A 22,379-nucleotide genomic window follows, 5' to 3' on the forward strand; every position below is an offset into this window, starting at 1 on the left:
ACGACGATCCTACTCGCCGGACGATGCGGGCCGGCCGAACGCGACGCGCGCCGAGGGGCGGAGCGACCCGGGGACCAGCACCGCCGCGACCCGGCGAGCGGCGGACGCGTCGGCGCGGAGCGCGTCGGATGCGGCCCGGAGGTCCGCTGCGAGGGCGGCGCGGCGCGCGGGCTCGCGGTCCTCGCCGTCGCCCGGACGCGCGGACGAGGCGGCCGACGACGCACCCTCACCCGCGACCCCGACCGCCGCAGCTCCGCGGACGCGACCGTAGCGCTCCCGCTCCACCGCATCGCGCACGCGCTCCAGGGCGGCGAGCGCCTCGACCCGCTCGCCCGGCGGCGACCCCGGGTCGCCGCGGAAGGCCGGTCGCTCGGCGAGCTCCGCCGCGACCCCGCGCACGGTGCGCCGCGGGTCGATCGGCAGGCCGAGGTCGACGGCGGTCGCGAGGAGCTCGCGCCACGCGGCATCCGCCGGTCGGTCCCCGGACCGGATGCCCGAGCGTCGCGCGGTGCGGACGCCGATGCGGATCATCGCGGGCAGGAGGAGGACGAACGCCACGGCGAGGCCGAGCAGCCCGACCTGCGCGACCTGGGCCCCCGCCGACGGCGTGGTGCCGGCACCGCCGAGCGCGCGGTCCGGATCGCCCTCGGGCCGGCCGGTCGCCCCGGGCGTCGCGGCGGGCCCCGTCGGGATCGCCCCCGGAGCGGACTGCCCTGCGTTCGGGCGCGAGTAGTCGGGAACGCTCCCCCGCCCGGGCGTCGGCTCGAACGGCACCCACCCGACGCCCTCGAAGTACAGCTCGGGCCAGGCGTGCAGGTCGTGCGAGTCGACCTCGATCACGACCTCGCCGTCGACGCGACCGTCGCCGGGCGTGCCCGAGGTGTACCCGATCGAGATGCGCGACGGGATGCCGACCTCGCGGGCGAGCACCGCCATCGTCGACGCGAAGTGCACGCAGTAGCCTGCCCGCTGCTCGAGGAACGCGGCGACGGCCTCGAACCCCGCGCCGTCGTACCCGTCCGCGACGGGGGCGCTCTCGGAGTACTCGAAGTCCGAGCCCCGCAGGAACGCCTGGATCGCGACCGCGGCGTCGTAGCGCGTCGCCGCCGACGCCGTGACGGACGCGGCCGTCTCGGCGATGATCGGCGGAACGTCCTCGGGCAGCCGGCGGGTCGCATCGGCCACCGCGCCCGGAGACGGGACCGATGCCGCGCGCAGCTGCGTGACATCGGGCTGCACGTCGAGGTGCGTGAGGCGGTACTGCTGCCCGAGCGTCGTCGCATCGACGCTCCGGACGTTGAGCGTGCCCTGGTCCCAGAACCACGACCCGTTCACCCCGCTGACCTCGGTCGACGGGTACGGCACCGGCAGCCAGGCCGTGCGCACCTGGTCGACCTGCACGGCGATCGGGCGCGGCTCGACCAGGACGTCGCCGGCGAGCCCGTCGGGCGGGGGCAGGGTGCCGAGCGTGTTGTCCCCGTCGACCGCACGGTCGGTCGCGGACCACACCTGCCCCTCGAGCCGCTCGATCGTGAGCAGGGTGAAGTAGGGCCGCTCCCCCTCCGGCGAGACGTACGAGAACGCCGGCACCGGCTCGGGCCTGCGCAGGTCGCGGCCGAGGTCGACGTACGGACTGACGCCGCGGGCGAAGAGCGTCGCGGGCCCGCCGGTGCCGACCAGGAAGCTCGTCGTCACGCTGGGCGTCGCGGCGGCGATGACGGATGCCGCGACGAGCCCGATCGCGGCCAATCCGAGCGACGCGCCCATCGTCGACACGATCGGCGCGCGCTTGGGCGCGCTGACGACGGGCGCGTCGTCCCGGTCGTCCTCCTGCACGAGTTCCGCGGCGCGGCGGACGCGGACGTCGACGCGGAGGAGGAGCAGGTAGGTCGCCGCGGTGAGCACGAGGGCCGGCACCTCGGCGCCCTCCGCGACGAACAGGCCCGGGACGAGCGCGGGCACCAGCACGGGGATCGCGGCGAGCGCGGGGACGCGCACGGTCTGGACGAGCAGGTCGAGGAAGACGGCGATGAGGCCGACGCCGACCGCGATCGCGAATACGAGGGCGGGGACGGGGATCGCCGGCACCGACTGCTGCTCGATCGTGCGCCGCGCACCCTCGGTGAGTTCGCCGAACACCGCGAACGTGTCGGGCGTCGGGATCACCAGCGCGAGGCTCGTCGCCCCGCCGAAGAGCAGCGTGAGCGCGAGCAGCATCGCGACGAGTTCGAGCGGCGGGACGAGCGACGGCGGCGTGCGCACGGCGCGGAGCGCCGCACCGCCGCCGATCACGGCGACTGCGACGACGGCGCCGGCCCACCACCATCCGCTCCCCGCGATCAGCGGCCCGAGCGCGGTCGTCGCCACGAGGAGGAGGAGCAGGCTCGCCCCCGACAGCGCGAGCGACTGCGCACGGGTCAGCGGGTAGCGGTCAGGACCCACGGCGGCCTCCCGAGCGCACGGCCTCGCGGGCCGACCGCCACGCCTCCTGCCACGCCGCGGGCAGGTCGGCCGCCCGACGGACGCGGATCACCCGCCAGTCGGCCTCCTCGAGCCGGTCGACGATGCGGGCGGAGACGCTGTCGGCGGCGAACGCGATCGCTGGCTCGACCGAGCTGCGGAGCGCGACGAGCGTCTCGGCCGCGTCGCCCGACGGGTCCACGAGCACGGCGATCGCCGGCATGCGCATGTCGCGCCGGACGGTCGTCACGGGCGCGGTCGGATGCCGCCGGGTCTCGCGCGGCTCGCTGCGTGCCGCATCACGGCGCGGCGGGTCGAGCCGAGCGAGGTCCTCGAGCAGCGCGACGTCACCGCCCGGCGAACGGTACCCGCCCGCCTCCGGCGCGATCGGCTCGACGTGGACCGCGGGATCCTCGACCGGGTCGAGCCGCACCCGGAAGCCGCGGTCGAGGAGGTGCACGCCGAGCGATGCGGCGATCTCGACCCCGAGCTCGAACGCCGGATCGAGGGCGTCGGCGCCGTCCCGCGTCCCGGACGCCGGATGCGACACGCGGCCGCCGAGCGCCGTGTCGAGGAGCACGCGGAGCTCGGGGTCGCCGCGCTGCTCCTCGTCGCGCACCATCAGCTCCCCGCGGCGGGCCGTCGCGGCCCAGTGCACCCGTCGGAGCGGGTCGCCGTACCGGTACTCGCGGGCGATCAGCTCGTCGCTGTTCGGTCGCGTGCGCCGCTGCAGCGCGTGCACCGTGCCGTCGACGCTCGCGAGCAGGCCGACGGCGGGCTCGAGGGGCGTGACCCTCGGCGTCACCACGAGGTCGCGGGCACCGCCCGCCACGCGATCGATGCGGGCGAGCCCGAACGGATCCGCCAATGAGATCCGGAGCGGTCCCACGTCGAACACGCCGCGCCGCGGCGTCCGCATGCGGTACTCCAGCCCGACGGTGTCGTCACCCGAGGGCAGGACCCCCTCGGTGCGCCCGATCGCCGGCAGGATCGCCTCGGGCGGCGGGCGGAGCGCCGGCGAGGCGAGGTCGCGCCAGTGCGCGCCGTCGAAGGCGCGACGGCTCCGGTTGTGCACGCGCAGCCTCACGGTCGTCCCGTGCCCGGCACCGACCACCGGCGGTTCGAAGGTGCGGTGGACCGCGAGCCGGGGCGGGCGCACGGCGAGGTAGCCGAGCGCGGCGAGCGGCATCGCGATGCCGACGGCGGCGAGGAGCAGGATGTCGCGCAGGTCGAACCAGAGGGAGACGCCGAAGAGGATGGCCCCCACGACCATGAGTGCGATCCCCCGCGCGGTCAGGCGGGGACGCGCCTGGTGACGCATTCGGCCGGCCCGCGACATCCGGATCACTCCCTCCGGGCGCTGCCGACCGGGACGGGCGTCTCGCCGACGATGCGACGAACGATCTGGTCGATCAGCGGGCCGCCGTCGTGGTCGTGCCCGCCGACCGCGCGGCTGGTCGGCACGAGCCGGTGCGCGAGCACCGGGACGGCGAGCGCGTCGACGTCGTCGGGCAGCACGAACTCGCGGCCGTGCATGGCGGCGTGCGCCTTCGCCGCGCGGATCAGCTGGAGCGTCGCACGAGGACTCGCCCCGAGCCGCAGCTGGCGGTCCTCCCGGGTGGCGCGCGCCAGCTCGACCGCGTACTCCTTGACGGGCTCGGAGGTGAACACCCGCTGGACCGTCTCGATCATCGCGCGGAGCTCGGCGAGCGACACGACGGGTTCCAGGCTGTCGAGCGGGCTCGCGGTCTCGCGCTGGGCGAGCATCGCGAGCTCGTCGGCGGTGGCCGGGTAGCCCATCGAGATGCGGGCCATGAACCGGTCGCGCTGCGCCTCGGGCAGCGGGTACGTGCCCTCCATCTCGACGGGGTTCTGGGTGGCGACGACCGTGAACGGCTGCTCCAGGCGGTAGGTCGTGCCGTCGGCCGTGACCTGGCGCTCCTCCATGCACTCCAGGAGGGCCGACTGCGTCTTCGGGCTCGCACGGTTGATCTCGTCTCCGATCACGATGTTCGCGAACACCGGTCCCGGCTTGAACTCGAACCGACGTGAGACCTGGTCGAAGACGGAGACGCCCGTGACGTCGCTCGGCAGCAGGTCGGGCGTGAACTGGATGCGACTGACCGTGCAGTCGACGGACCGGGCGAGCGCCTTGGCGAGCATCGTCTTGCCCACGCCCGGCACGTCCTCGATGAGGAGGTGCCCTTCGGCGAGGAGCACGGTGAGCGCCGCCGTCACGGCCTCCCGCTTGCCGCTGATCACCGTCTCGACGTTGCGGACGATGGCCGCGGCGCGGTCGCCGACCTCGTCGATCCCCATCGCGGCGGCGACGCCGACGCCGCCCTCGGTGTCGCTCACGGCCGCATCGCCCCCTGGAGGTACTCGGCGACGGATCGCGGCACGTACGGCGCCACGTCGCCGCCGAGCGCGGAGACCTGCCGCACCAGCGAGCTCGACACGTGCGCGTTCGCCGGGTCGGGCAGGAGGAAGACGGTCTCGACGCCCGCGAGGTGCCGGTTCACGATCGCCATGGGCGTCTCGTAGCCGACGTCGACCTGCGAGCGGATGCCCTTGACGAGCACCGAGGCGCCGACGTCGGTGCAGTAATCGACGAGGAGGCCCATGCTCCACGACGCGACGACGATGTCGCCCGGGATGTGGGCGTCGGCGATGGACTGCTCGATGAGCGCGACGCGCTGCGCGATGGGCAGCAGCGCCGACTTGCCGGGGTTGTGCACGACGACGACGTGCAGCTGGTCGTACAGGCCGGCGGCCCGCTCGATGACATCGAGGTGTCCGCGCGTGACAGGGTCGAATGATCCGGGGACGACGGCGATCCGCTGCATACGTGCCAGCGTAGTGCGCGATCGACGCTCCGGGCCGGGCGCGGGAGAGTCTCAGCCCCTGCTCAGGTACTCGCTCGCCTCGTCGTCGAGACGGCGTCGCACGGCGGCGGCGAGCGCCGGGTGCCCGGCGAGTCCCGGGTCGTCGGCGAGCAGCTCGGCGGCGGCCTCGCGGGCATCGGCGATGAGGTCGCCGTCGCGGGCGACGCGGAGCAGCTTCAACGACGACCGTCCGCCGGACTGCGTCGCGCCGAGCACGTCGCCCTCCCGGCGCAGCTCGAGGTCGACCCGCGCGAGCTCGAACCCGTCGAGCGTCGCGGCGACGGCCTCGAGGCGCTCCCGCGCGACGCTCCCGGCCTCGGCGTGCGAGACGAGCAGGCAGAGCCCGGGCACGCTGCCCCGGCCGACCCGGCCGCGCAGCTGGTGCAGCTGCGAGACCCCGAACCGGTCGGCGTCGACCACGACCATGGTGCTCGCATTGGGCACATCGACGCCGACCTCGATCACCGTCGTCGCGACGAGCACGTCGAGCTCCGTCGCGGCGAACGCTCGCATCGTGTCGTCCTTCTCCTCGGCCGGCATCCGCCCGTGCAGCGGGGCGATGCGCGCGCCGGCGAGCGAGGGCAGCGCCCGCAGCTCGGCGAGCACCGAGGCGACGGATGCCGCGGGGCCGGCGCCCGGAGCCGGCTCGCCCTCGGCGGGCTCGGCGTCCTCCTCGGCCACCTTCGGCTCGATCGCGGGGCAGACGACGAAGCCCTGCCGTCCCTGCGCGAGCTCCTCCGCGAGGCGCTCCCACACCCTGGCCCGCCAGCCCGGGCGCTCGGCGAGCGGGACGAGGTGGGTCTCGATCCCCGCCCGCCCGGCCGGCAGCTGCCGGATGGTGCTCACGTCGAGGTCGCCGAACACCGTCATCGCGACGGTGCGCGGGATCGGCGTCGCCGTGAGCACGAGCACGTGCGGGTGGCGCCCCTTGAGGCGCAGCGCCTCGCGCTGCTCGACGCCGAAGCGGTGCTGCTCGTCGACGACGACGAGGCCGAGGTCGGCGAACGTCGTGGTGTCGCCGAGGAGCGCATGCGTGCCCACCACGATGCGCGACTGGCCCGCGGCGACGCGCAGCGCCGCCTTCCGTCGCTCTGCGGCCTGCAGTTGGCCGGTGACGAGCGTGGGCATGAGCTCCGCCGACAGCTCGCGACCGAGCATCTTCGCGATCGAGCGCAGGTGCTGCGCGGCGAGTACCTCGGTCGGGGCGAGGAGCGCCGACTGGCCCCCAGACTCCGCGACCGCGAGCATGGCGCGCAGCGCCACGACCGTCTTGCCCGAGCCCACCTCGCCCTGCACGAGCCGGTTCATCGGCACCGGTTCGGCGAGGTCGGCGAGGATCTCGCCGCCGACCTCGCGCTGGTCGTCGGTCAGCGAGAACGGCAGCGACGCCTCGAACCGCTCGAGCAGCCCGCCGGGTCGCGGTTCGCGCCGAACGGCCTCGTGCGCGCGTGCCGCGGCCCGGCGCTCGAGGAGCGCGGTCTGCAGCACGAACGCCTCGGTGAAGCGGAGCGTGCGGCGTGCGGCCTTCCAGTCCTCGTCGCGCTCGGGCCGGTGCACGCCCTCGAGCGCGTCGCGGTGCGACCGGATGCCGCGACCGCGCCGGACGGGCTCGGGGATCGGATCGTCGACGGGCCCGAGCCCGTCGAGCAGGACGCCGATCGCGCTCTGCAGCTGCCAGCTGGAGAGCGTGCCGGTGGCGGGGTAGATCGGGATCGGCGCGGTCGCCCAGCGGACGGCCGCGGCATCCGCCCCGGTCGTCGGCACCGCGTCGTCGAAGAGCTGGTAGTCGGGGTGGGCGAGCTGGCGGGCGCCCCGGTAGTCGGACACCTTGCCCGCGAACATGCCGCGCACGCCGGGCTTCAGCTCGTTCGCGCGCCACTTCTGGTTGAAGAACGTCAGGGTGAGGATGCCGGTGCCGTCGGAGATCTTCGCCTCGAGGATCGATCCGCGGCGGGACCGCATCGTGCGCTCGCGCACCTCGAGCACCTCGGCGACGATCGTGACGTTCTCGTCGAGCGGGAGCTCGGCGAGCGCCGTCAGCTCGCCGCGCGTGGCGTAGCGACGCGGGTAGTGCGCGAGCAGGTCGCCGACCGTGGTGTAGCCGAAGGCCCGCTGGAGCGCCTGCGCGGTGCGCCCGCCGAGCGCGCCGTTCAGGCGGCTGTCGAGGGTCAGCGCCCCCTCCGCCACGCGATCGGCCGTCATGGCTCGATCGTAGGCTCCGCCTCCGTCGGCGCGGGCGCGAGGGCCTCGATCTCGGCGCGCACGTAGGGGTCGTCGGGACGCGCGAGCGCGAGTTCGCGTTGGATCTCGAGCGCCTCGTCGGTGCGACCGAGCGTCCGGAGGGCGCGCCCGACCGACCACCGGGCGACGTGCTGCTGGCCGGGCGTGCCGTAGCGGTCGGCCGCGTCGACGGCCTTCTGGAAGTGGTGGAGGGCCGCCTGCGCGTCGCCGCCGTCGTGCTTGGTCCAGCCGAGGTTGTTGTGCAGGGCCACGCCCCAGCGCTTCAGGCGCGGATCGCGGACGCCCTCGAGGATGTCGAAGCCCTCGGCGGCCCACTCCTCCTCGTGGCCGTCGTCGTTCAACGCGAGCATGTGGAGCGCGTCGAGCACCAGGAACGTCGAGCCTCCGAGCGCGGCCTCGCGGACGGCCCGCGTGAACTCGGGGACGGCCTCGTCGGCACGCTCGCCCGCCGCGGCCATCCGTCCGCGCTCGAGCGCGATGCGCGCGCGCAGTTCGGCCGCCTCCTCGTCGGAGTCGCCGGCGTCGGCCGACTCGAGCTCGTCGAGCACCGCGAGCGCCTCCTCCTCGCGCTGCTGGATGCCGATCGCCCGGGCGAGCTGGGTGGCCATCACGGCACGACCGTGCGTGCTCAGCGTCTCGTCGGCGGCGGCGGCGCGGAAGCGCTCCTCGCTCGCAGCGGGGTCCGCGAAGTCCCACATCCGGTCGATGGCCTGCTGCTCGTGCCCCCGGTGATGGGACGGATCGGCGTGCAGGGCGTCGGTCGAATCATCCACTCCTCCATCATGGCAGCGCCGGAGGAGGGGCCGTTATGCTCCCGAGACATGACGCGCATCATCGCCGGCTTCGCCGGCTCGCTCACCCTCGCCGTGCCCCGCTCGGGCACGCGCCCGACGAGCGATCGCGTGCGCGAGGCGATCTTCTCCGCCCTCGAGGCGCGCGACGCCGTCGCGGACGCCTCGGTGCTCGACCTGTACGCCGGATCGGGCGCGCTCGGGCTCGAGGCCGCGAGCCGCGGCGCCGCCGAGGTGGTGCTCGTCGAGAAGGCGCGGCCCGCCGCCGAGGTCTGCCGGCGCAACGCCGCCGCCCTCGCGAAGGCGGCGCGTGGAGTGCGCGCACCGCGCGTCCGCGTCGAGGCCAGGAGCGTCGCCTCCTACCTCGAGTCGGCGGCCGGCGGCGTCGACCTCGCGTTCATCGACCCGCCCTACGACCTCGGCGAGGCCGAGCTCGCGAAGGACCTGGCGCTCCTCGCCCCGCTCCTCTCCGGCGCCGCGACGGTCGTCGTGGAACGCAGCAGCCGCTCCCCCGAACCCGCCTGGCCCGACGGCATCGAGCCAGAGCGGCGCCGCGACTACGGCGAGACGACCCTGTGGTGGGCCTCGGCGGCCGAGGCCGATCAGCCGGCGCCGCCGTCCCAGCCCGAGTAGGGGTCCCACCCGCTCGTGTCGACCGGCTCGCCGTCGAGCGTGAGCCGCCCCGGGTCGCCGTTCGCGACGCCCACGACCTCGAAGGGCTCGGGCGGCACCGTGCCCGCCGGGAACGTCGCGAGCAGGCCGTGGTCCTCCGCGCCGGCGAGCGCCGTCAGCGGGTCCGGGCCGAGCGCGTCGGCGTGGAACTCGAGCCCGACGCCGCTCGCCTCCGCGAGCCGGCGCGCGTCGCGCGCGAGCCCGTCGCTCACGTCGAGCATCGCCGTCGCCCCGCCCGTGGCGGCCGCGACGCCGGCCGAGACCGGCGGCGTCGGCGCGAGCTGCGCCCCGACGAGGTGCGGGTGCCGCTCCCGGGCCGCAGCGGCGAGGTCGGCGTCGGGCTCGCCGTCGGCGTCGCGCGCCTCGGCGAAGAGCAGCTTGAGCCCGCGCGCCGCATCCCCGCGCGCCCCGGCGTGGGCGAGGACGTCGCCCGGCCGGGCGCCGGACCGCAGGACGGGCGCGCGACCCTCGAGGTCGCCGAACGCGGTCACCGCGATCGTGAGCACGGACGATGCGGACAGGTCGCCGCCGACCACCCCCGCCCTCGGCGCGAGTGCCGCGAGCGCGTCGCGCAGACCGTCGGCGATGCCCTCGAGCAGCGAGACGGGCGTCGTCGGCGGCGCGGCGATCGAGACGACGAGCGCCGTCGGCCGCGCGCCCATCGCGGCGACGTCGGTGAGGTTCGTGGCCGCCGCCTTCCAGCCGAGGTCGTGCGGGCGCGACCACGCGAGGCGGAAGTCCGGGCCGTGCACCATGAGGTCCGTCGTGACGACGAACCGCCCGTCGGCGGCGGCCACGACCGCCGCGTCATCGCCCGCGCCGAGGAGCGCGGCGTCGCCCGGGTCGAGGCGCGGCAGGATGCGGGCCAGCACCGCGGTCTCGCCGAGTTCGCCGATCGTGGGCGAGGGCTCGCGTGCAGGCTGCTCCATGGCTCCCACGGTAGCCTGATCGACGATGTCGACTCCCCCGTCAGGCCGCCGCCGGCGCCGCCGCATGCGCCTCGCCGCGGCCTCGCTGGTCGCCGCGTCCGCAGTGCCCCTGCTCGCCGCCTGCAGCCAGCCGGTGCCGTTCGATCCGGCGCCGGATGCCGCCGACGCGGACTGCGCGTCGGTCGTGGTGCGCCTGCCCGACCAGGTCGCCGGCCTCGACGCACGCGAGACCACCGCCCAGGGCACGGGGGCGTGGGGCTCGCCGGCCGCGGTGCTGCTCCGCTGCGGGGTCGAGTCGCCCGGCCCCACGACGCTGCGCTGCGTGAGCGTCGACGAGGTCGACTGGATCATCGACGAGTCCGACGCGCCCACCTACCGCTTCGTGACGTACGGCCGCTCGCCCGCCGTCGAGGTGGTCGTCGACAACGACGCCGTCGCCGGCTCGACGGCCATCGCCGACCTCTCGGGTGCGGTCGCGGCGATCCCCGCCGAGGGCGGATGCACCGACCTCGAGGGTCTCGCACCCGGCACGGCCGGGGCGACCGACGCGGGCTGACGTCCCCGCCCTGCGGCCGGGGTGACCCCGGCGCGCCCCGGGGCCGCACTCAGCCGACGCGCACGCCCCGCGCCATCCCGACCCGGATGAGTTCGTCGATCAGCTCGGGGTAGCTCACGCCGGACTCCTGCCAGCAGCGCGGGAACATCGAGATCGGGGTGAAGCCCGGCATCGTGTTGAGCTCGTTGACCACGAAGCCCTCGTCCGTGAGGAAGAAGTCCACGCGCGCGAGCCCCTCGGCGCCGATGGCCTCGAAGGCCCGGATCGCGAGGTCGCGCATCTCCTCGAGGCGACCGTCGCCGAGGTCGGCCGGACACACCAGGTCGACGCCGGGCGCGTCGAGGTACTTCGCCGCGAAGTCGTAGAACCCGTCGCCCGTGAGCACGATCTCGCCCGCGACCGACGCCCTCGGCCGCTCGCCGGGCGCCCCGCCGAGGACGCCGATCTCGACCTCCCGGCCGATCACGGCCGACTCGATGAGCACGGTGTCGTCCTCGGCGAACGCGACCTCGAGCGCCTCGTCGAGCTGCCCGGCATCGGAGACCTTGCTCACGCCGACGCTCGAGCCGGCTCGGGCGGGCTTCACGAACTGCGGCAGCCCCAGGGCGGCGGCGTCGGCGCGCACGGCGGCCGGGTCGTCCGCCCACTCGCGCGCGGTCACGGTGCGCCACGGCGCGACCGGGATGCCCGCAGCGGCGAGCGCGGTCTTCGTGAAGTGCTTGTGCATGCCGAGCGAGCTCGCGAGCACGCCGGAGCCGACGTACGGCAGTCCGAGGAGCTCGAACAGGCCCTGGATCGTGCCGTCCTCGCCGAACGGACCGTGCAGGATCGGGAAGAGGAGGTCGACCTCGCCGAGCGAGGCCTCCTCGCCGCTCGCGGTCAGGACGTGCAGCTCGCGCGACGCCGCGGACTCGGGCCAGCGCACGCGCGTGCCGTTGTCGTGCACCTCGGGCAGGTTCTCCGGGTCGAGCGCGAACCGCTCGGGGTCGTCCGCCTCCAGCACGAACGCGCCGTCGCGCGTGATCCCGACCGGGATCAGCTCGTAGCGGTCACGGTCGATCGCCCGGAGCACTCCCGCCGCCGTGGCGCAGCTGATCGAATGCTCGCTGGAGCGCCCGCCGAAGAGCAGAACCACCCTGAGCTTGTCCATCCATCGTCCTTTCGCCCTGGGGCTCGTCGTCGGTCGTGAGGTGCGGCGCGATGTCCTTCGGTTCGAGCGTGCCGGCGAGCACCTGCCGGACCTGCTCGACGATGGGCATCTCGACCCCCTTGGCGCGCGCCAGCTCGAGGATCGGACCGACCGATGCGAGCCCCTCGGTGGTCTGCTGCATCTGGTTGACCACCTCCGGCAGCTTGTAGCCCTGGCCGAGGAGGCGCCCGGCGGTGTTGTTGCGCGACAGCGGCGACTGGCAGGTCGCGATGAGGTCGCCGAGCCCGGCGAGCCCGGACAGCGTGTCGGGGTGCGCGCCGTAGGCGACCGCGAAGTCGGTCATCTCGACGAGGCCGCGCGTGATGATCGACGCCTTCGTGTTCTCGCCGTAGCCCGCGCCGTCGACGATACCGATCGCGACGGCGATGAGGTTCTTCAGGACCCCGCCGAACTCGGTGCCGATGACGTCGGTGTTCACGAACGAGTGGAAGTACCGGTTGCGCGAGACGGAGGCCACCGACTGCGCGGTCTCGAGGCTCGCCGACGAGACCACGGCCGCCGTGGGCTGCTCCTTGGCGATCTCGAGCGCGAGGTTCGGCCCCGAGATCACCGCGATCTTCGACTCGGCGATCGGCAGCACCTCGGCGATGACCTCGCTCATGCGGTGCCCCGTCGACTTCTCGACGCCCTTCATGAGCGAGACGATCGTCGCCTCGGCGTGCAGGTGCGGCTCCGCCGCGATCAGGTTCTGGCGCAGGGTCTGGCTCGGCACGCTGATGTAGACCTGCTCGGCGCCGGCGAGGGCGAGGTCGAGCCGGCTCGTCGCGCGCAACCCGATCGGCAGGTTGATGCCGGGGAGGTAGTCGCTGTTGCGCTTGGCCTCCTGGATCTCGCGCGCGAGCTCGGGACGCCGCGCCCACAGCATGACGTCGGCGCCGCCGTCGGCGAGGATCTTCGCGAACGTCGTGCCCCAGCTGCCCGCGCCGAGGACCGCGACGCGCTTGCCGGGAACGCGGCGACCGGCACCCCTAGCCATCGAGGCGCCCCGTCTCCTTCTGCCCGTGCTTGGCCGGGTCCCATCGCTCGGCCGGCGGCGTCTCGCCCCGGAGCTCGCCCACGAGCGCGGCGATGGCGTTCATGAGGTCGTTCGTCGCGGCGAGGAGGGTCGCCTGGTCGAGCGGCTTGCCCTCGTAGGCCGACAGGTCGAGCGGCTCGCCGATGATGACGTCGACGGTCTTCCGCGGGAAGAAGCTCACCTTCTTCGCGTAGCGCGGCATGATCTGCTGCGTGCCCCAGTGGGCCGCGGGGACGACGGGGATGCCGCGCTCGAGCGCGATGCGCACCGCGCCGGTCTTGCCGCGCATCGGCCACATGTCGGGGTCGCGCGTGAGCGAGCCCTCGGGGTAGACGATGACCACCCGGCCCTTCTCGACGAGCTCCTCCGCCGCGCGGATGGCGGCGTGGCTGCTGCTTCCGGCGCGCTCGACGGGGATCTGGCCGGACGTGCGCAGGAACCATCCGAGCACGGGGTTCTTGAACAGCGACGCCTTGGCCATGAACCGCGGGAGTCGCCCGAGGTGCCATGAGGCGACGCCCATGACGAGGGGGTCGATCTCGCTGTAGTGGTTGGGCGAGAGCACGAAGGCGCCGGCCTGCGGCATCCGCTCGGGGTGGTGGAAACGGTACTTCACGCCGAGGCTCCACAGCGGGAGGATCAGCGCGGCCAGCACCCAGAAGAACGACGGGCGGCGCTTCTCGGCGCCGGGCTTCGCTGCGGGCACGACGGAGGGGTCACGATGGGGCACTGACCCATTATCCTTCGAGCGCGAAGTCCGCTCCGAGCAGCTCGAGCTTCGTGATGAAGTTCTCGTAGCCGCGCGCGATGATCCCGACGTTCGAGACGGTCGAACGACCCTCGGCGGTCAGCGCCGCGATGAGGTGGCTGAACCCGCCGCGCAGGTCGGGCACCTCGATGTCGGCGCCGCGCAGCTGCGACGGGCCGGAGATGACCGCGGAGTGCTTGAAGTTGCGCTGTCCGAACCGGCACGGCCGGCCGCCCAGGCACTCCTTGTGCACGTCGATCGACGCGCCCATCTCGACGAGCGCGTCGACGAAGCCGAAGCGCTGCTCGTAGACGGTCTCGTGCACGATCGAGACGCCCTTGGCCTTCGTCAGCGCCACGACGAGCGGCTGCTGCCAATCGGTCATGAAGCCCGGGTGAACGTCGGTCTCGATGATGACGGGCTTCAGCTCCCCACCGGGGTGGTAGAAGCGGATGCCGTCGTCCTCGATCTCGAACGCCCCGCCGACCTTGCGGAAGATGTTGAGGAACGTGAGCATCTCGGGCTGGCGTGCACCGCCGACGAAGATGTCGCCCTCCGTCGCGAGCGCGGCCGCCGCCCAGCTCGCCGCCTCGTTCCGGTCGAACAGCGCGCGGTGCGAGTAGCCCTGGAGCCGCTCGACGCCCTCGATGCGGATCACCCGGTCGGTGTCGACCGTGATGATGGCGCCCATCTTCTGCAGGATGTTGATGAGGTCCATGATCTCGGGCTCGATCGCCGCGCCCGTGAGCTCGGTGATGCCCTCGGCGAGCACCGCGGTGAGCAGGACCTGCTCGGTCGCGCCGACACTCGGGTAGGGCAGCGACACCTTCGCGCCCTTGAGGCCGGTCGGCGCCGACATGCGGATACCGCTCGGCAGCTTCTCGACGATCGCGCCGAAGTTGCGCAGGACCTCGAGGTGGTAGTCGATCGGGCGGTCGCCGATGCGGCAACCGCCGAGGTCGGGGATGAACGCCTCGCCGAGGCGGTGCAGCAGCGGCCCGCAGAACAGGATCGGGATGCGACTCGAACCGGCGTGCGCGTCGATGTCGGCCATGTGCGCCGACTCGACCGCCGCCGGGTCGAGGATGAGGTCGCCGTGGTCGGGACCCTCGGTCACGGTCACGCCGTGGACCTCGAGGAGACCGCGCACGATGCGCACGTCGCTGATGTTGGGGACGTCCTTCAGGACGCTCGGCGTGTCGCCGAGGATCGCCGCGACCATCGCCTTCGTGACGAGGTTCTTGGCCCCCTTCAGCTCGATCCGACCACGGAGCGGCTTGCCCCCGTTGATCGTGATGCGGTCGACCGGAAGGCCGACCGCCGTCGCATGCTGCTTCGCGTCATCCACGAGTGTGTTCACTCAGTTCCCTGTCTCTGCCGGCTCCCTGATGGGGAGCGTCGTCGGCCGCCACCCCGCCCGAGTCGCCTCGAAGTCGGAGATGGCCTGCTCGTCCCGGAGGGTGAGCCCGATGTCGTCGAGCCCTTCGAGCAGCCTCCACCGAGTGTAGTCATCGATATCGAAGCTGACTGTGAGGCTCCCGATGCTCACCGTACGCTCAACCAGGTCGACGGTCGCGGCTATTCCCGGCTGGGCCTCGATGGCCTCCCACAGCCGCTCGATGTCCTCGTACGCGACCTGCGCCGCGAGCAGCCCCTGCTTGCCCGCATTGCCGCGGAAGATGTCGCCGAACCGGCTCGAGATGACGACCCGGAAGCCGTAGTCGCGCAGCGCCCACACCGCGTGCTCGCGGCTCGACCCGGTGCCGAAGTCGGGGCCCGCGATCAGGACGGACGCGCCGACGTGCGCCGGGTGGTTGAGCACGAACTCGGGATCCTGGCGCCAGGCGTGGAACAGCGCGTCGTCGAAGCCGGTCTTGGTGACGCGCTTCAGGAAGACGGCGGGGATGATCTGGTCGGTGTCGACGTTGGACCGGCGCAGGGGGACGGCGACGCCGTCGTGCGTTCTGAACTTCTCCATGTCAGTTGCCACCCTTCACGCCGGCGCCGACCGGTTCGGCCGCGGAATCCTGTTCGAGGTCCCAGGGGCTCGAGAGCGTGCCCCGCACGGCCGTCGCCGCTGCGACGAGCGGCGAGACCAGGTGCGTGCGGCCGCCCTTGCCCTGCCGTCCCTCGAAGTTGCGGTTCGACGTCGACGCGCAGCGCTCGCCGGGGGCCAGCTGGTCGGGGTTCATGCCGAGGCACATCGAGCAGCCGGCGAAGCGCCACTCCGCGCCGAACTCCTGGAAGACCTTGTCGAGGCCCTCGGCCTCGGCCTCGAGGCGCACGCGCGCCGAGCCGGGCACGACCATGACGCGCACGCCGTCGGCCTTGGTGCGGCCCTTGATGATCGACGCGAACGCGCGGAGGTCCTCGATCCGGCTGTTCGTGCACGAGCCCATGAACACGGCGTCGACCGCGATCTCCTTCAGCGGCGTGCCCGGCTCGAGGTCCATGTACTCCAGCGCGCGCTCGGCGGCGGCGCGCTCGTGCTGGTCCTCCATGGCGGCCGGGTCGGGCACGGCCTCGCTGAGCGACACGCCCTGGCCGGGGTTCGTGCCCCACGTGACGAAGGGCTCGAGCTCGTCGGCGTCGATGAACACCTCGGCGTCGAAGACGGCGCCCTCGTCGGTCGGCAGCGTGCGCCAGTACTCGACCGCCGCATCCCAGTCCTCGCCCTCCGGTGCGTGCGCGCGGCCCTTCAGGTACTCGAACGTCGTCTCGTCGGGCGCGACCATGCCGGCCCGGGCTCCCGCCTCGATCGACATGTTGCAGATCGTCATCCGGCCGTCCATCGACAGGGCGCGGATGGCGCTGCCGCGGTACTCGAGCACGTAGCCCTGACCGCCGCCGGTGCCGATCTTCGCGATCACGGCGAGGATGATGTCCTTCGCCGTGACGCCGGGGCGGAGGGTGCCCTCGACGGTGATCGCCATGGTCTTGAAGGGCTTCAGCGGCAGCGTCTGCGTGGCGAGCACGTGCTCGACCTCGCTCGTGCCGATGCCGAACGCCATGGCGCCGAAGGCGCCGTGCGTGGAGGTGTGGCTGTCGCCGCAGACGACGGTGATGCCGGGTTGCGTCAGGCCGAGCTGCGGGCCGACGACGTGGACGATGCCCTGCTCCTTGTCGCCCAGCGAGTGGATGCGGATGCCGAACTCGGCGGCGTTCCGGCGCAGGGTCTCGATCTGGGTGCGGCTCGTCGGGTCGGCGATGGGCTTGTCGATGTCGAGCGTCGGGGTGTTGTGGTCCTCGGTCGCGATCGTCAGGTCGGGGCGGCGGACCGGCCGGCCGGCCATGCGGAGCCCGTCGAACGCCTGCGGGCTCGTCACCTCGTGCACGAGGTGGAGGTCGATGTAGATGAGGTCGGGCGTGCCGGCCTCGCCCTTCGCGACCAGGTGCGCGTCCCAGACCTTCTCGGCCAGGGTGCGCGGACGCGCCGGGTTCGGGGTGCTGTCGTTCATGCGGTTCGTCTTCCTTCGGGGAGGGTGGTCGGCCGTCGACGGACTCCGCGGCGGGGAAGGCCTCAGAACCGGGCCCCGCCGCGGCACGGAAGGAGAAGTCGCCGAGCACGCATGCCGACAGATTACACCGAGTCGGCGGGTGCCCGTTCCACGAGGAAGGCGACGTCGCCGAGCAGGAGGACCGCATCGGGCGGCACCTCGGCGGGCACGCCCGACTCCAGGTCGGTGGGGTCGGACCCCTCGGGCCAGACGCGCACCCCGTTCGTGGAATCGAGGTCGGTGACGAGGAGCCGCTCGTCCCGCACCTCGAGGAGCGCGTGGGTCTTGGACATCGAGCGGGTGTGGTCGGGGATCGCCACGACCGTCGCCCCCTGCAGCCAGGCCGGCGGCTTCGGGTCGCGGCCGGCGACCACCCGGTCGGGAACGGTGAACTCGATTCCGTCGGCGCTGCGCAAGTGCCACGGGCCCGGTGCGGGCGGCGCGGTCTGCGCAGCGCGCGAGGCTGCCGACGCCGCTGCCGCGTCCGGATCCGCGGGCGGGAACGCCTGGGCGGGCGGCGCGATCGGCAGGGCCGACGGCGGGCGGATGCCCGGTGGCGGGCGGAACCCCGGGAGCGCCCGCTGGGCGCGCACCGTGCCCTCGGCGTGCTCCGGGCCGGCCGAGGCGGGCGCGTCCGGCACGAGCCCGGGCGGGGGCACGATGAAGTCGGGCTCGCTCACGCCCCCACCTTAACCCGCGGCATCGTCGCGCCCGGCCGTCACCGGCGGCGGCGGAGACGGTATCGGGCGACGAAGCGCCGCATCCGTCCCGCTGCCGCCGCGACCGCCGCGGCCGCGGCATCCGCCTCGGTCCAGCGTCGCTCGACCGAGGCCGACTCGACCTCCCCGCCGCCGAACACGTCGCGGTCCACGGTCGCGGCGATCGCCGAGAGCGGCGCGCGACCCGCGATGCGGACGTCGCCGAGACCCTGCTCGTCGAGCTGGCGCTCGAGCGCCCGGGCGGTCTGCAGGCGCGACGACCGCTCAGGCGGTTCGAAGCCGAGCTCGGCGTAGCGGTCGACGAGTTCGTCCCACGCCCCGGCGACGCGACGGTCCGGCGTGCCGCGATGCCGGACGGCGCGCCGGTGGCGTTTCGCGAGCGCGACGACCAGCATCGGCAGCAGCAGCAGCGCCGCGGGGATGCCGATCGAGGCGATCACGGCCCACGCCCAGGCGGGCAGCCGGAACGGGCGGTCGCGATCCTCGTCGTCCGTGTCGTCGATCTCGGTCGTGGTGAGGAGCTCGTCCTGCGCCTGCTCGGCTCGCGGGGGCTGGCGCACTTGCGGCTGGGGCTCGGACTTCGGCTTGGGGGTCTGCTCCTGCGGCACGTCGACGTCGTCCGGAGTCGGGTGGAAGGCGATCCAGCCCACGCCCTCGAACGGCACCTCGACCCACGCCGTGACGTCGGCACCCACCACCTCGACCGCACCGTCGCCGTCGGCGACCTCGGGCGCGTAGCCCATCACGACGCGCGACGGGTAGCCCAGGTGACGGGCCATGAGCGCCATCGCCGCGGCGTACTGCTCCTCGTCGCCGACCATCCGGCTGCGCGTGAAGAGCTCGATGAGGCGATCGGCGCCGTGTCCGGCGCGCGAGGCGACGGCGTCGCTCGCGAGCCCGTGGCTGAGGAACCCCGTCGTCCTGAGCTTCCGCTCGACGTTCCGGAGCTGCTCGATGGGGCTCGGCGCGTCGCCCGCGTACTCCTCGGCCTTCGCGGCGACGACGTCGGGCAGGTCCTCGACGGGAGGCGGGGCGAGCCGGGCGACCGGCACGTCGACGAGGTCGGCGTCCTCGGGCTGGACCTGCACGCGCGCCTCGAGGCGGTAGCGCGTGCCCTCGGCGGCGCCGCTCGTGAGCACGGCGGTCCCGGCGGCGGCGTTGTAGCGCACGTCGCCCGCGCGCTCGACCGACCCGCGGTCCAGCAGCTCGAGCCGTGAGCCGTAGCCGACGGTCGGGAGCCAGACGTCGGAGTAGGCCGCGATCTCGACCTCGATCGACCGGCCGCCGCCGAGGTCGGCGAGGTCGGGCGCGGGCAGTGTCGAGCCGACGATCGCGTAGCCGCCGTCGGCGGCCGCCTCGTCGGGACCGGCGACGTTCCAGAGTCGGCCGGTGTAGGAGTCCATCGCGGCGAGCCGCAGCGTGTCGCCCGGCTCCAATCCGTCGACGACGAACACCGGCGAGTCGGCCAGCTCCTTCGTGTACTCGCGGTAGCCGGCGAGCGGACTGGGGAACTGCAGCGGGTCGAAGGGCGGCACGATCCGGTCGCGGAGCACGAAGCGGTCGGGTGCGACGGGCGCGACCGCGACGCCCGCGACGGATCCGACGATCACGGCCCCGGCCACCACGATCGCCGATCCCGTGAGCCTCCGGCGGCGCAGGCGCGCCGCCCCGTCGCCGCCCGACTCGACGCTCGCGCCGCGACGCCAGGCGATCCAGGCGAGCGCGACCGACGCGAACGCGACGCCGCGGACGGCGGCGAGGAACGCCTGGTCGGTGCCGAGCAGGATCCCGGACAGGAACAGCAGCACCGGCCCGACGAGCACGACGGCCGAGCGGGTCGGGGTGCGACGACCCGGAAGCCACCTGAGCACGAGCATGCCGCCGACGAGCGAGACGACCGCGGCCGCCGCGTACGGCACCACGGCGACGTGGTCGGGCGCCTCCACGGGCGCGGCGATGGTGAGGATGTCGGCCCAGCCGTGGACGGCGCCGACGGCGAGTCCCGCGAGCGAGGTGAGCGTCGGCAGGACGACGAGGAACGCCGCGGCGGGCATCGTGAACGGCGTGCCGACGACGAAGTACAGCACGATGCCGAGCAGTACGGTCACGAGCACGTTCAGCCGCAGGATCGTGCCGAGCACGGCGGCGAGCGTGCCGACCAGGATGCCGGCGAGTGCGGCCGCCAGGAAGTCGAGGCCGCCGAAGCTCGTCTCGTACCCGGCGATCGCGACGAGCGACAGCGCCGAGAGCACGCCGAGGTCGGCGAGGGCGCCACGGGGGATCCGGGTCACGGTCGGACCCTCCTCACGAGGCGCGGCAGGTCGTCGAGCGAGCCGACCGTGACGATCGTCGACTCCCCCACGCGCGTGATGCGCGATGCGGCGCCCGCCTCCGTGCGGAACACGATCACCTGCGTGTCGGAGCCGAACACGGTCTCGGCCGCCCGGAACTCGGCGAGCGGTGCGCGCGACCCGCCGACGACGATGAGCACGCTCGGCGCCGGGATGCGGCGTCCCGCCTCGCGGACCACCTCGCGCACGGGCGCCGCGCCCTCCTCGAGGGGCGCGACCCGGCAGGAGTCGTCGAGCAGGGCCGTCGGCGTCGCCGTGCCGAGCCGCACGCGGTCTGCGACGACGGCGAGGCGCGTGGCGTCGCGGATCACCTGGACCCCGAGCGAGGCGAGCACCGACACCGCGAGCTCGAACTCCTCCTCGGAGGCGTAGTGCCCGGCGCTGGTCGGCTGCACGAGCAGCAGCTGCGAGCGCCGGGTCTCCTCGTACTGGCGGACCATGAGCCGCCCGGTGCGCGCCGACGTGCGCCAGTGGACGTTCCGCAGCGCGTCGCCGGGCTCGTACGCCCGGAGGGCGTGGAAGGAGATGTCGTTGTCGGTGATGGTCTTCGTGACCTCGCCCTCGAGGTCGCGCACGAGTCCCGCCGCCGACGGCTTCAGCCGTGCGGTCACGGGGTGGACGAACAGGTCGACGGGGTCGGTCCAGCGCACCTCGCGCCGGAGCAGGCCGAGCTGGTCGCCTCGGACGGATGCGGCGGGGCCGGCGACGATCACGGCGCGCCGCTGGGTCGGCACGGCGAACAGCTCCTCGTGCTCGCCGCCCGCGGGGATCGTCGGGATCACGAACTCGGCGAGCCCGTTGCCGACGGGCAGTTCGAACTGCGAGGGCACGGATGCCGCGTCGCCGACGTTCTGCACGACGAGCCGCCCCAGTGCGCGTTCACCGGCCACCACGCGGCGCGGCTGCAGTTCGATCTCGACGCGGTATGCCATCCGGCCGAACGCGAACGGCACGGCGACGAGGAGCGCGGCGAGCAGCGTCGCGCCGACGAACGCGAGCTCGATCCAGCCGAGCGGCCACGCGAGCGCGAGCGCGATGAGGCCGGCGGCCAGCACGAGCCATCCGACCGGCGAGATCACGCCCGTGACCGGTGCGGCGAAGGCGCCGAGGGCCCGGCCGGCGCGTCGCAGCGCGGCGGTCAGGGAACGAGCGGATGCCGCGAGCGAACGCCCGGCGGACCGCAGCGCGATGCGCGTCTGCGAGGGCGCCGTCGCCGATGCGGTCGGAGCCGAAGCGACGGGCGCCGGCGCCGCCGGTTCGGGCGGCGTCGACGCGGGCGCGTCGATGCCGGTCGTCATGCCGCGCGGTACGCCGGCGGCGCGATCTCGCCGAGCACCCCGCGGACGATCTCGTCGGCGGTCGCTCCGGCGAACTCGGCCTCGGGGTCGACGATGATGCGGTGCGCGAGCACCGGCACGGCGAGCTCGCGGACGTCGTCGGGCGTGACGTACGTGCGTCCGCGCGAGATCGCCCAGGTCTTCGCGGCTCGCGCGAGCGCGAGCGCGCCGCGCATGCTGACGCCGAGCGCCGAGTCGCGGTGGGCGCGCGTCGCCGAGACGACCTGGTTGAGGTACGAGAGCACCGCCGCGTCGACGTGCACATCGGCCGCGAGCCGCGCCATCGTGGTGACCGAGCTGGAGGCGATGATCGGCGACACCTTCGACGCACGGGCGCGGTTCGCCGAGTCGAGCAGCAGCGTCACGGCGGTGTCGTGATCGGGGTAGCCGAGCGAGGTCTTGACGAGGAAGCGGTCGAGCTGCGCCTCGGGCAGCGAGTAGGTGCCCGCCTGCTCGACCGGGTTCTGCGTCGCGATGACCATGAACGGGCTGCCCACCTCGTAGCCGACGCCGTCGACGGTGACGCGGCCCTCCTCCATGACCTCGAGGAGCGCCGACTGGGTCTTCGGGCTCGCGCGGTTGATCTCGTCGGCGAGCACGACCGACGCGAAGATCGGGCCGCGGTGGAACTCGAACTGCCCCTTGCCCTGGTCGTAGATCGTCACGCCCGTGACGTCCGACGGCAGCAGGTCGGGGGTGAACTGGATGCGCGAGTGCGTGCCGTCGAGCGTGTTCGCGAGCGCCTTCGCGAGCACGGTCTTGCCGGTGCCCGGGTAGTCCTCGAGCAGCACGTGCCCCTCGGAGAGCATCGCGGTCACGACGAGCTCGATGATGTCGCGCTTGCCGAGGATCGCGCGGTCGACGTTGTCGACGAGCTTCGAGAAGGCGTCCTGGAACCAGCTGGCCTGGTCTTGGGTCACGGTCATGTTCGTTCCTTCGGGTCGTACGGTGCGGGCGGTGTCACGCCC

General features: G+C 73.8%; 19 protein-coding genes. 2 read left to right on the plus strand and 17 right to left on the minus strand.

All coding sequences use genetic code 11. The features are described 5' to 3' along the window. Nucleotides 1–9: 9 nt before the first annotated feature. The 6 genes from ABME02_RS06075 to ABME02_RS06100 form a co-directional block, all read right to left on the minus strand. Complete coding sequence (locus ABME02_RS06075) at nucleotides 10–2,442, minus strand: transglutaminase TgpA family protein (protein ID WP_353814356.1); 2,433 nt, start codon at nucleotides 2,440–2,442, stop codon at nucleotides 10–12. Beyond that, a complete protein-coding gene (locus ABME02_RS06080; RefSeq protein ID WP_353814357.1) occupies nucleotides 2,432–3,733 on the minus strand; it encodes a DUF58 domain-containing protein in 1,302 nt (433 codons plus the stop codon). The genes ABME02_RS06075 and ABME02_RS06080 overlap by 11 nt, the downstream gene beginning before the upstream one ends. Nucleotides 3,734–3,804: 71 nt before the next feature. Further along, nucleotides 3,805–4,779 carry an AAA family ATPase gene (locus ABME02_RS06085; RefSeq protein WP_353814412.1) on the minus strand — a complete coding sequence of 325 codons (975 nt, stop codon included), beginning with the start codon at nucleotides 4,777–4,779 and terminating at the stop codon, nucleotides 3,805–3,807. A 35-nt stretch (nucleotides 4,780–4,814) separates the two neighbouring features. Then, a complete protein-coding gene (gene coaD / locus ABME02_RS06090) occupies nucleotides 4,815–5,306 on the minus strand; it encodes a pantetheine-phosphate adenylyltransferase (RefSeq protein WP_353814358.1) in 492 nt (163 codons plus the stop codon). A gap of 51 nt (nucleotides 5,307–5,357) precedes the next feature. Further along, a complete protein-coding gene (locus ABME02_RS06095) occupies nucleotides 5,358–7,547 on the minus strand; it encodes an ATP-dependent DNA helicase RecG (RefSeq protein WP_353814359.1) in 2,190 nt (729 codons plus the stop codon). Beyond that, a complete protein-coding gene (locus ABME02_RS06100) occupies nucleotides 7,544–8,359 on the minus strand; it encodes a tetratricopeptide repeat protein (protein WP_353814360.1) in 816 nt (271 codons plus the stop codon). Before ABME02_RS06100 ends, ABME02_RS06095 begins: the two co-directional genes overlap by 4 nt. Nucleotides 8,360–8,407: 48 nt before the next feature. Between ABME02_RS06100 and ABME02_RS06105 the strand changes: the two genes are divergently transcribed. Then, on the plus strand, nucleotides 8,408–9,010 hold the full coding sequence (locus ABME02_RS06105) for an RsmD family RNA methyltransferase (protein ID WP_353814361.1): 603 nt from the start codon (nucleotides 8,408–8,410) through the stop codon (nucleotides 9,008–9,010). Here ABME02_RS06105 and thiL read toward each other — a convergent pair. Continuing rightward, nucleotides 8,980–9,978 (minus strand): thiamine-phosphate kinase, encoded by a 999-nt coding sequence (thiL, locus tag ABME02_RS06110; protein ID WP_353814362.1) that lies wholly within the window; start codon nucleotides 9,976–9,978, stop codon nucleotides 8,980–8,982. The two genes, ABME02_RS06105 and thiL, sit on opposite strands and share 31 nt — an antisense overlap. A 25-nt stretch (nucleotides 9,979–10,003) precedes the next feature. Between thiL and ABME02_RS06115 the strand changes: the two genes are divergently transcribed. After that, a complete protein-coding gene (locus ABME02_RS06115) occupies nucleotides 10,004–10,534 on the plus strand; it encodes a DUF3515 family protein (RefSeq protein ID WP_353814363.1) in 531 nt (176 codons plus the stop codon). Between the two features lie 49 nt (nucleotides 10,535–10,583). Here ABME02_RS06115 and ABME02_RS06120 read toward each other — a convergent pair whose 3' ends face one another. The 10 genes from ABME02_RS06120 to ABME02_RS06165 all read right to left on the minus strand — a co-directional run bounded on the left by ABME02_RS06120 (nucleotide 10,584) and on the right by ABME02_RS06165 (nucleotide 22,337). Further along, entirely contained in the window at nucleotides 10,584–11,684 is a 1,101-nt protein-coding gene (locus ABME02_RS06120) for a D-alanine--D-alanine ligase family protein (RefSeq protein WP_353814364.1), read from the minus strand. Then, nucleotides 11,584–12,720 carry an NAD(P)H-dependent glycerol-3-phosphate dehydrogenase gene (locus ABME02_RS06125; RefSeq protein WP_353814365.1) on the minus strand — a complete coding sequence of 379 codons (1,137 nt, stop codon included), beginning with the start codon at nucleotides 12,718–12,720 and terminating at the stop codon, nucleotides 11,584–11,586. The genes ABME02_RS06120 and ABME02_RS06125 overlap by 101 nt, the downstream gene beginning before the upstream one ends. After that, nucleotides 12,713–13,489, minus strand: a complete 777-nt coding sequence (locus ABME02_RS06130; protein WP_353814366.1) for a lysophospholipid acyltransferase family protein — start codon at nucleotides 13,487–13,489, stop codon at nucleotides 12,713–12,715. Before ABME02_RS06130 ends, ABME02_RS06125 begins: the two co-directional genes overlap by 8 nt. Before the next feature lie 7 nt (nucleotides 13,490–13,496). Then, nucleotides 13,497–14,867 (minus strand): UDP-N-acetylglucosamine 1-carboxyvinyltransferase, encoded by a 1,371-nt coding sequence (murA, locus tag ABME02_RS06135; protein ID WP_353814367.1) that lies wholly within the window; start codon nucleotides 14,865–14,867, stop codon nucleotides 13,497–13,499. Beyond that, nucleotides 14,868–15,485: a 3-isopropylmalate dehydratase small subunit gene (gene leuD, locus ABME02_RS06140; RefSeq protein WP_353814368.1), complete on the minus strand. Its 618-nt coding sequence runs from the start codon at nucleotides 15,483–15,485 to the stop codon at nucleotides 14,868–14,870. A 1-nt stretch (nucleotide 15,486) separates the two neighbouring features. After that, entirely contained in the window at nucleotides 15,487–16,965 is a 1,479-nt protein-coding gene (gene leuC, locus ABME02_RS06145; RefSeq protein ID WP_353814369.1) for a 3-isopropylmalate dehydratase large subunit, read from the minus strand. Nucleotides 16,966–17,087: 122 nt separating this feature from the next. After that, entirely contained in the window at nucleotides 17,088–17,684 is a 597-nt protein-coding gene (locus tag ABME02_RS06150) for an FHA domain-containing protein (RefSeq protein WP_353814370.1), read from the minus strand. Between the two features lie 38 nt (nucleotides 17,685–17,722). After that, complete coding sequence (locus tag ABME02_RS06155) at nucleotides 17,723–20,014, minus strand: transglutaminase TgpA family protein (RefSeq protein ID WP_353814371.1); 2,292 nt, start codon at nucleotides 20,012–20,014, stop codon at nucleotides 17,723–17,725. Continuing rightward, the gene (locus tag ABME02_RS06160; RefSeq protein WP_353814372.1) at nucleotides 20,011–21,372 is read right to left on the minus strand and encodes a DUF58 domain-containing protein; all 1,362 of its coding nucleotides are present in this window, start codon (nucleotides 21,370–21,372) and stop codon (nucleotides 20,011–20,013) included. Before ABME02_RS06160 ends, ABME02_RS06155 begins: the two co-directional genes overlap by 4 nt. Further along, the gene (locus ABME02_RS06165) at nucleotides 21,369–22,337 is read right to left on the minus strand and encodes an AAA family ATPase (RefSeq protein WP_353814373.1); all 969 of its coding nucleotides are present in this window, start codon (nucleotides 22,335–22,337) and stop codon (nucleotides 21,369–21,371) included. Before ABME02_RS06165 ends, ABME02_RS06160 begins: the two co-directional genes overlap by 4 nt. Nucleotides 22,338–22,379 lie beyond the last annotated feature (42 nt).

The organism is Agromyces zhanjiangensis (assembly GCF_040496055.1).
In the GTDB taxonomy this organism is placed as follows: domain Bacteria; phylum Actinomycetota; class Actinomycetes; order Actinomycetales; family Microbacteriaceae; genus Agromyces; species Agromyces zhanjiangensis.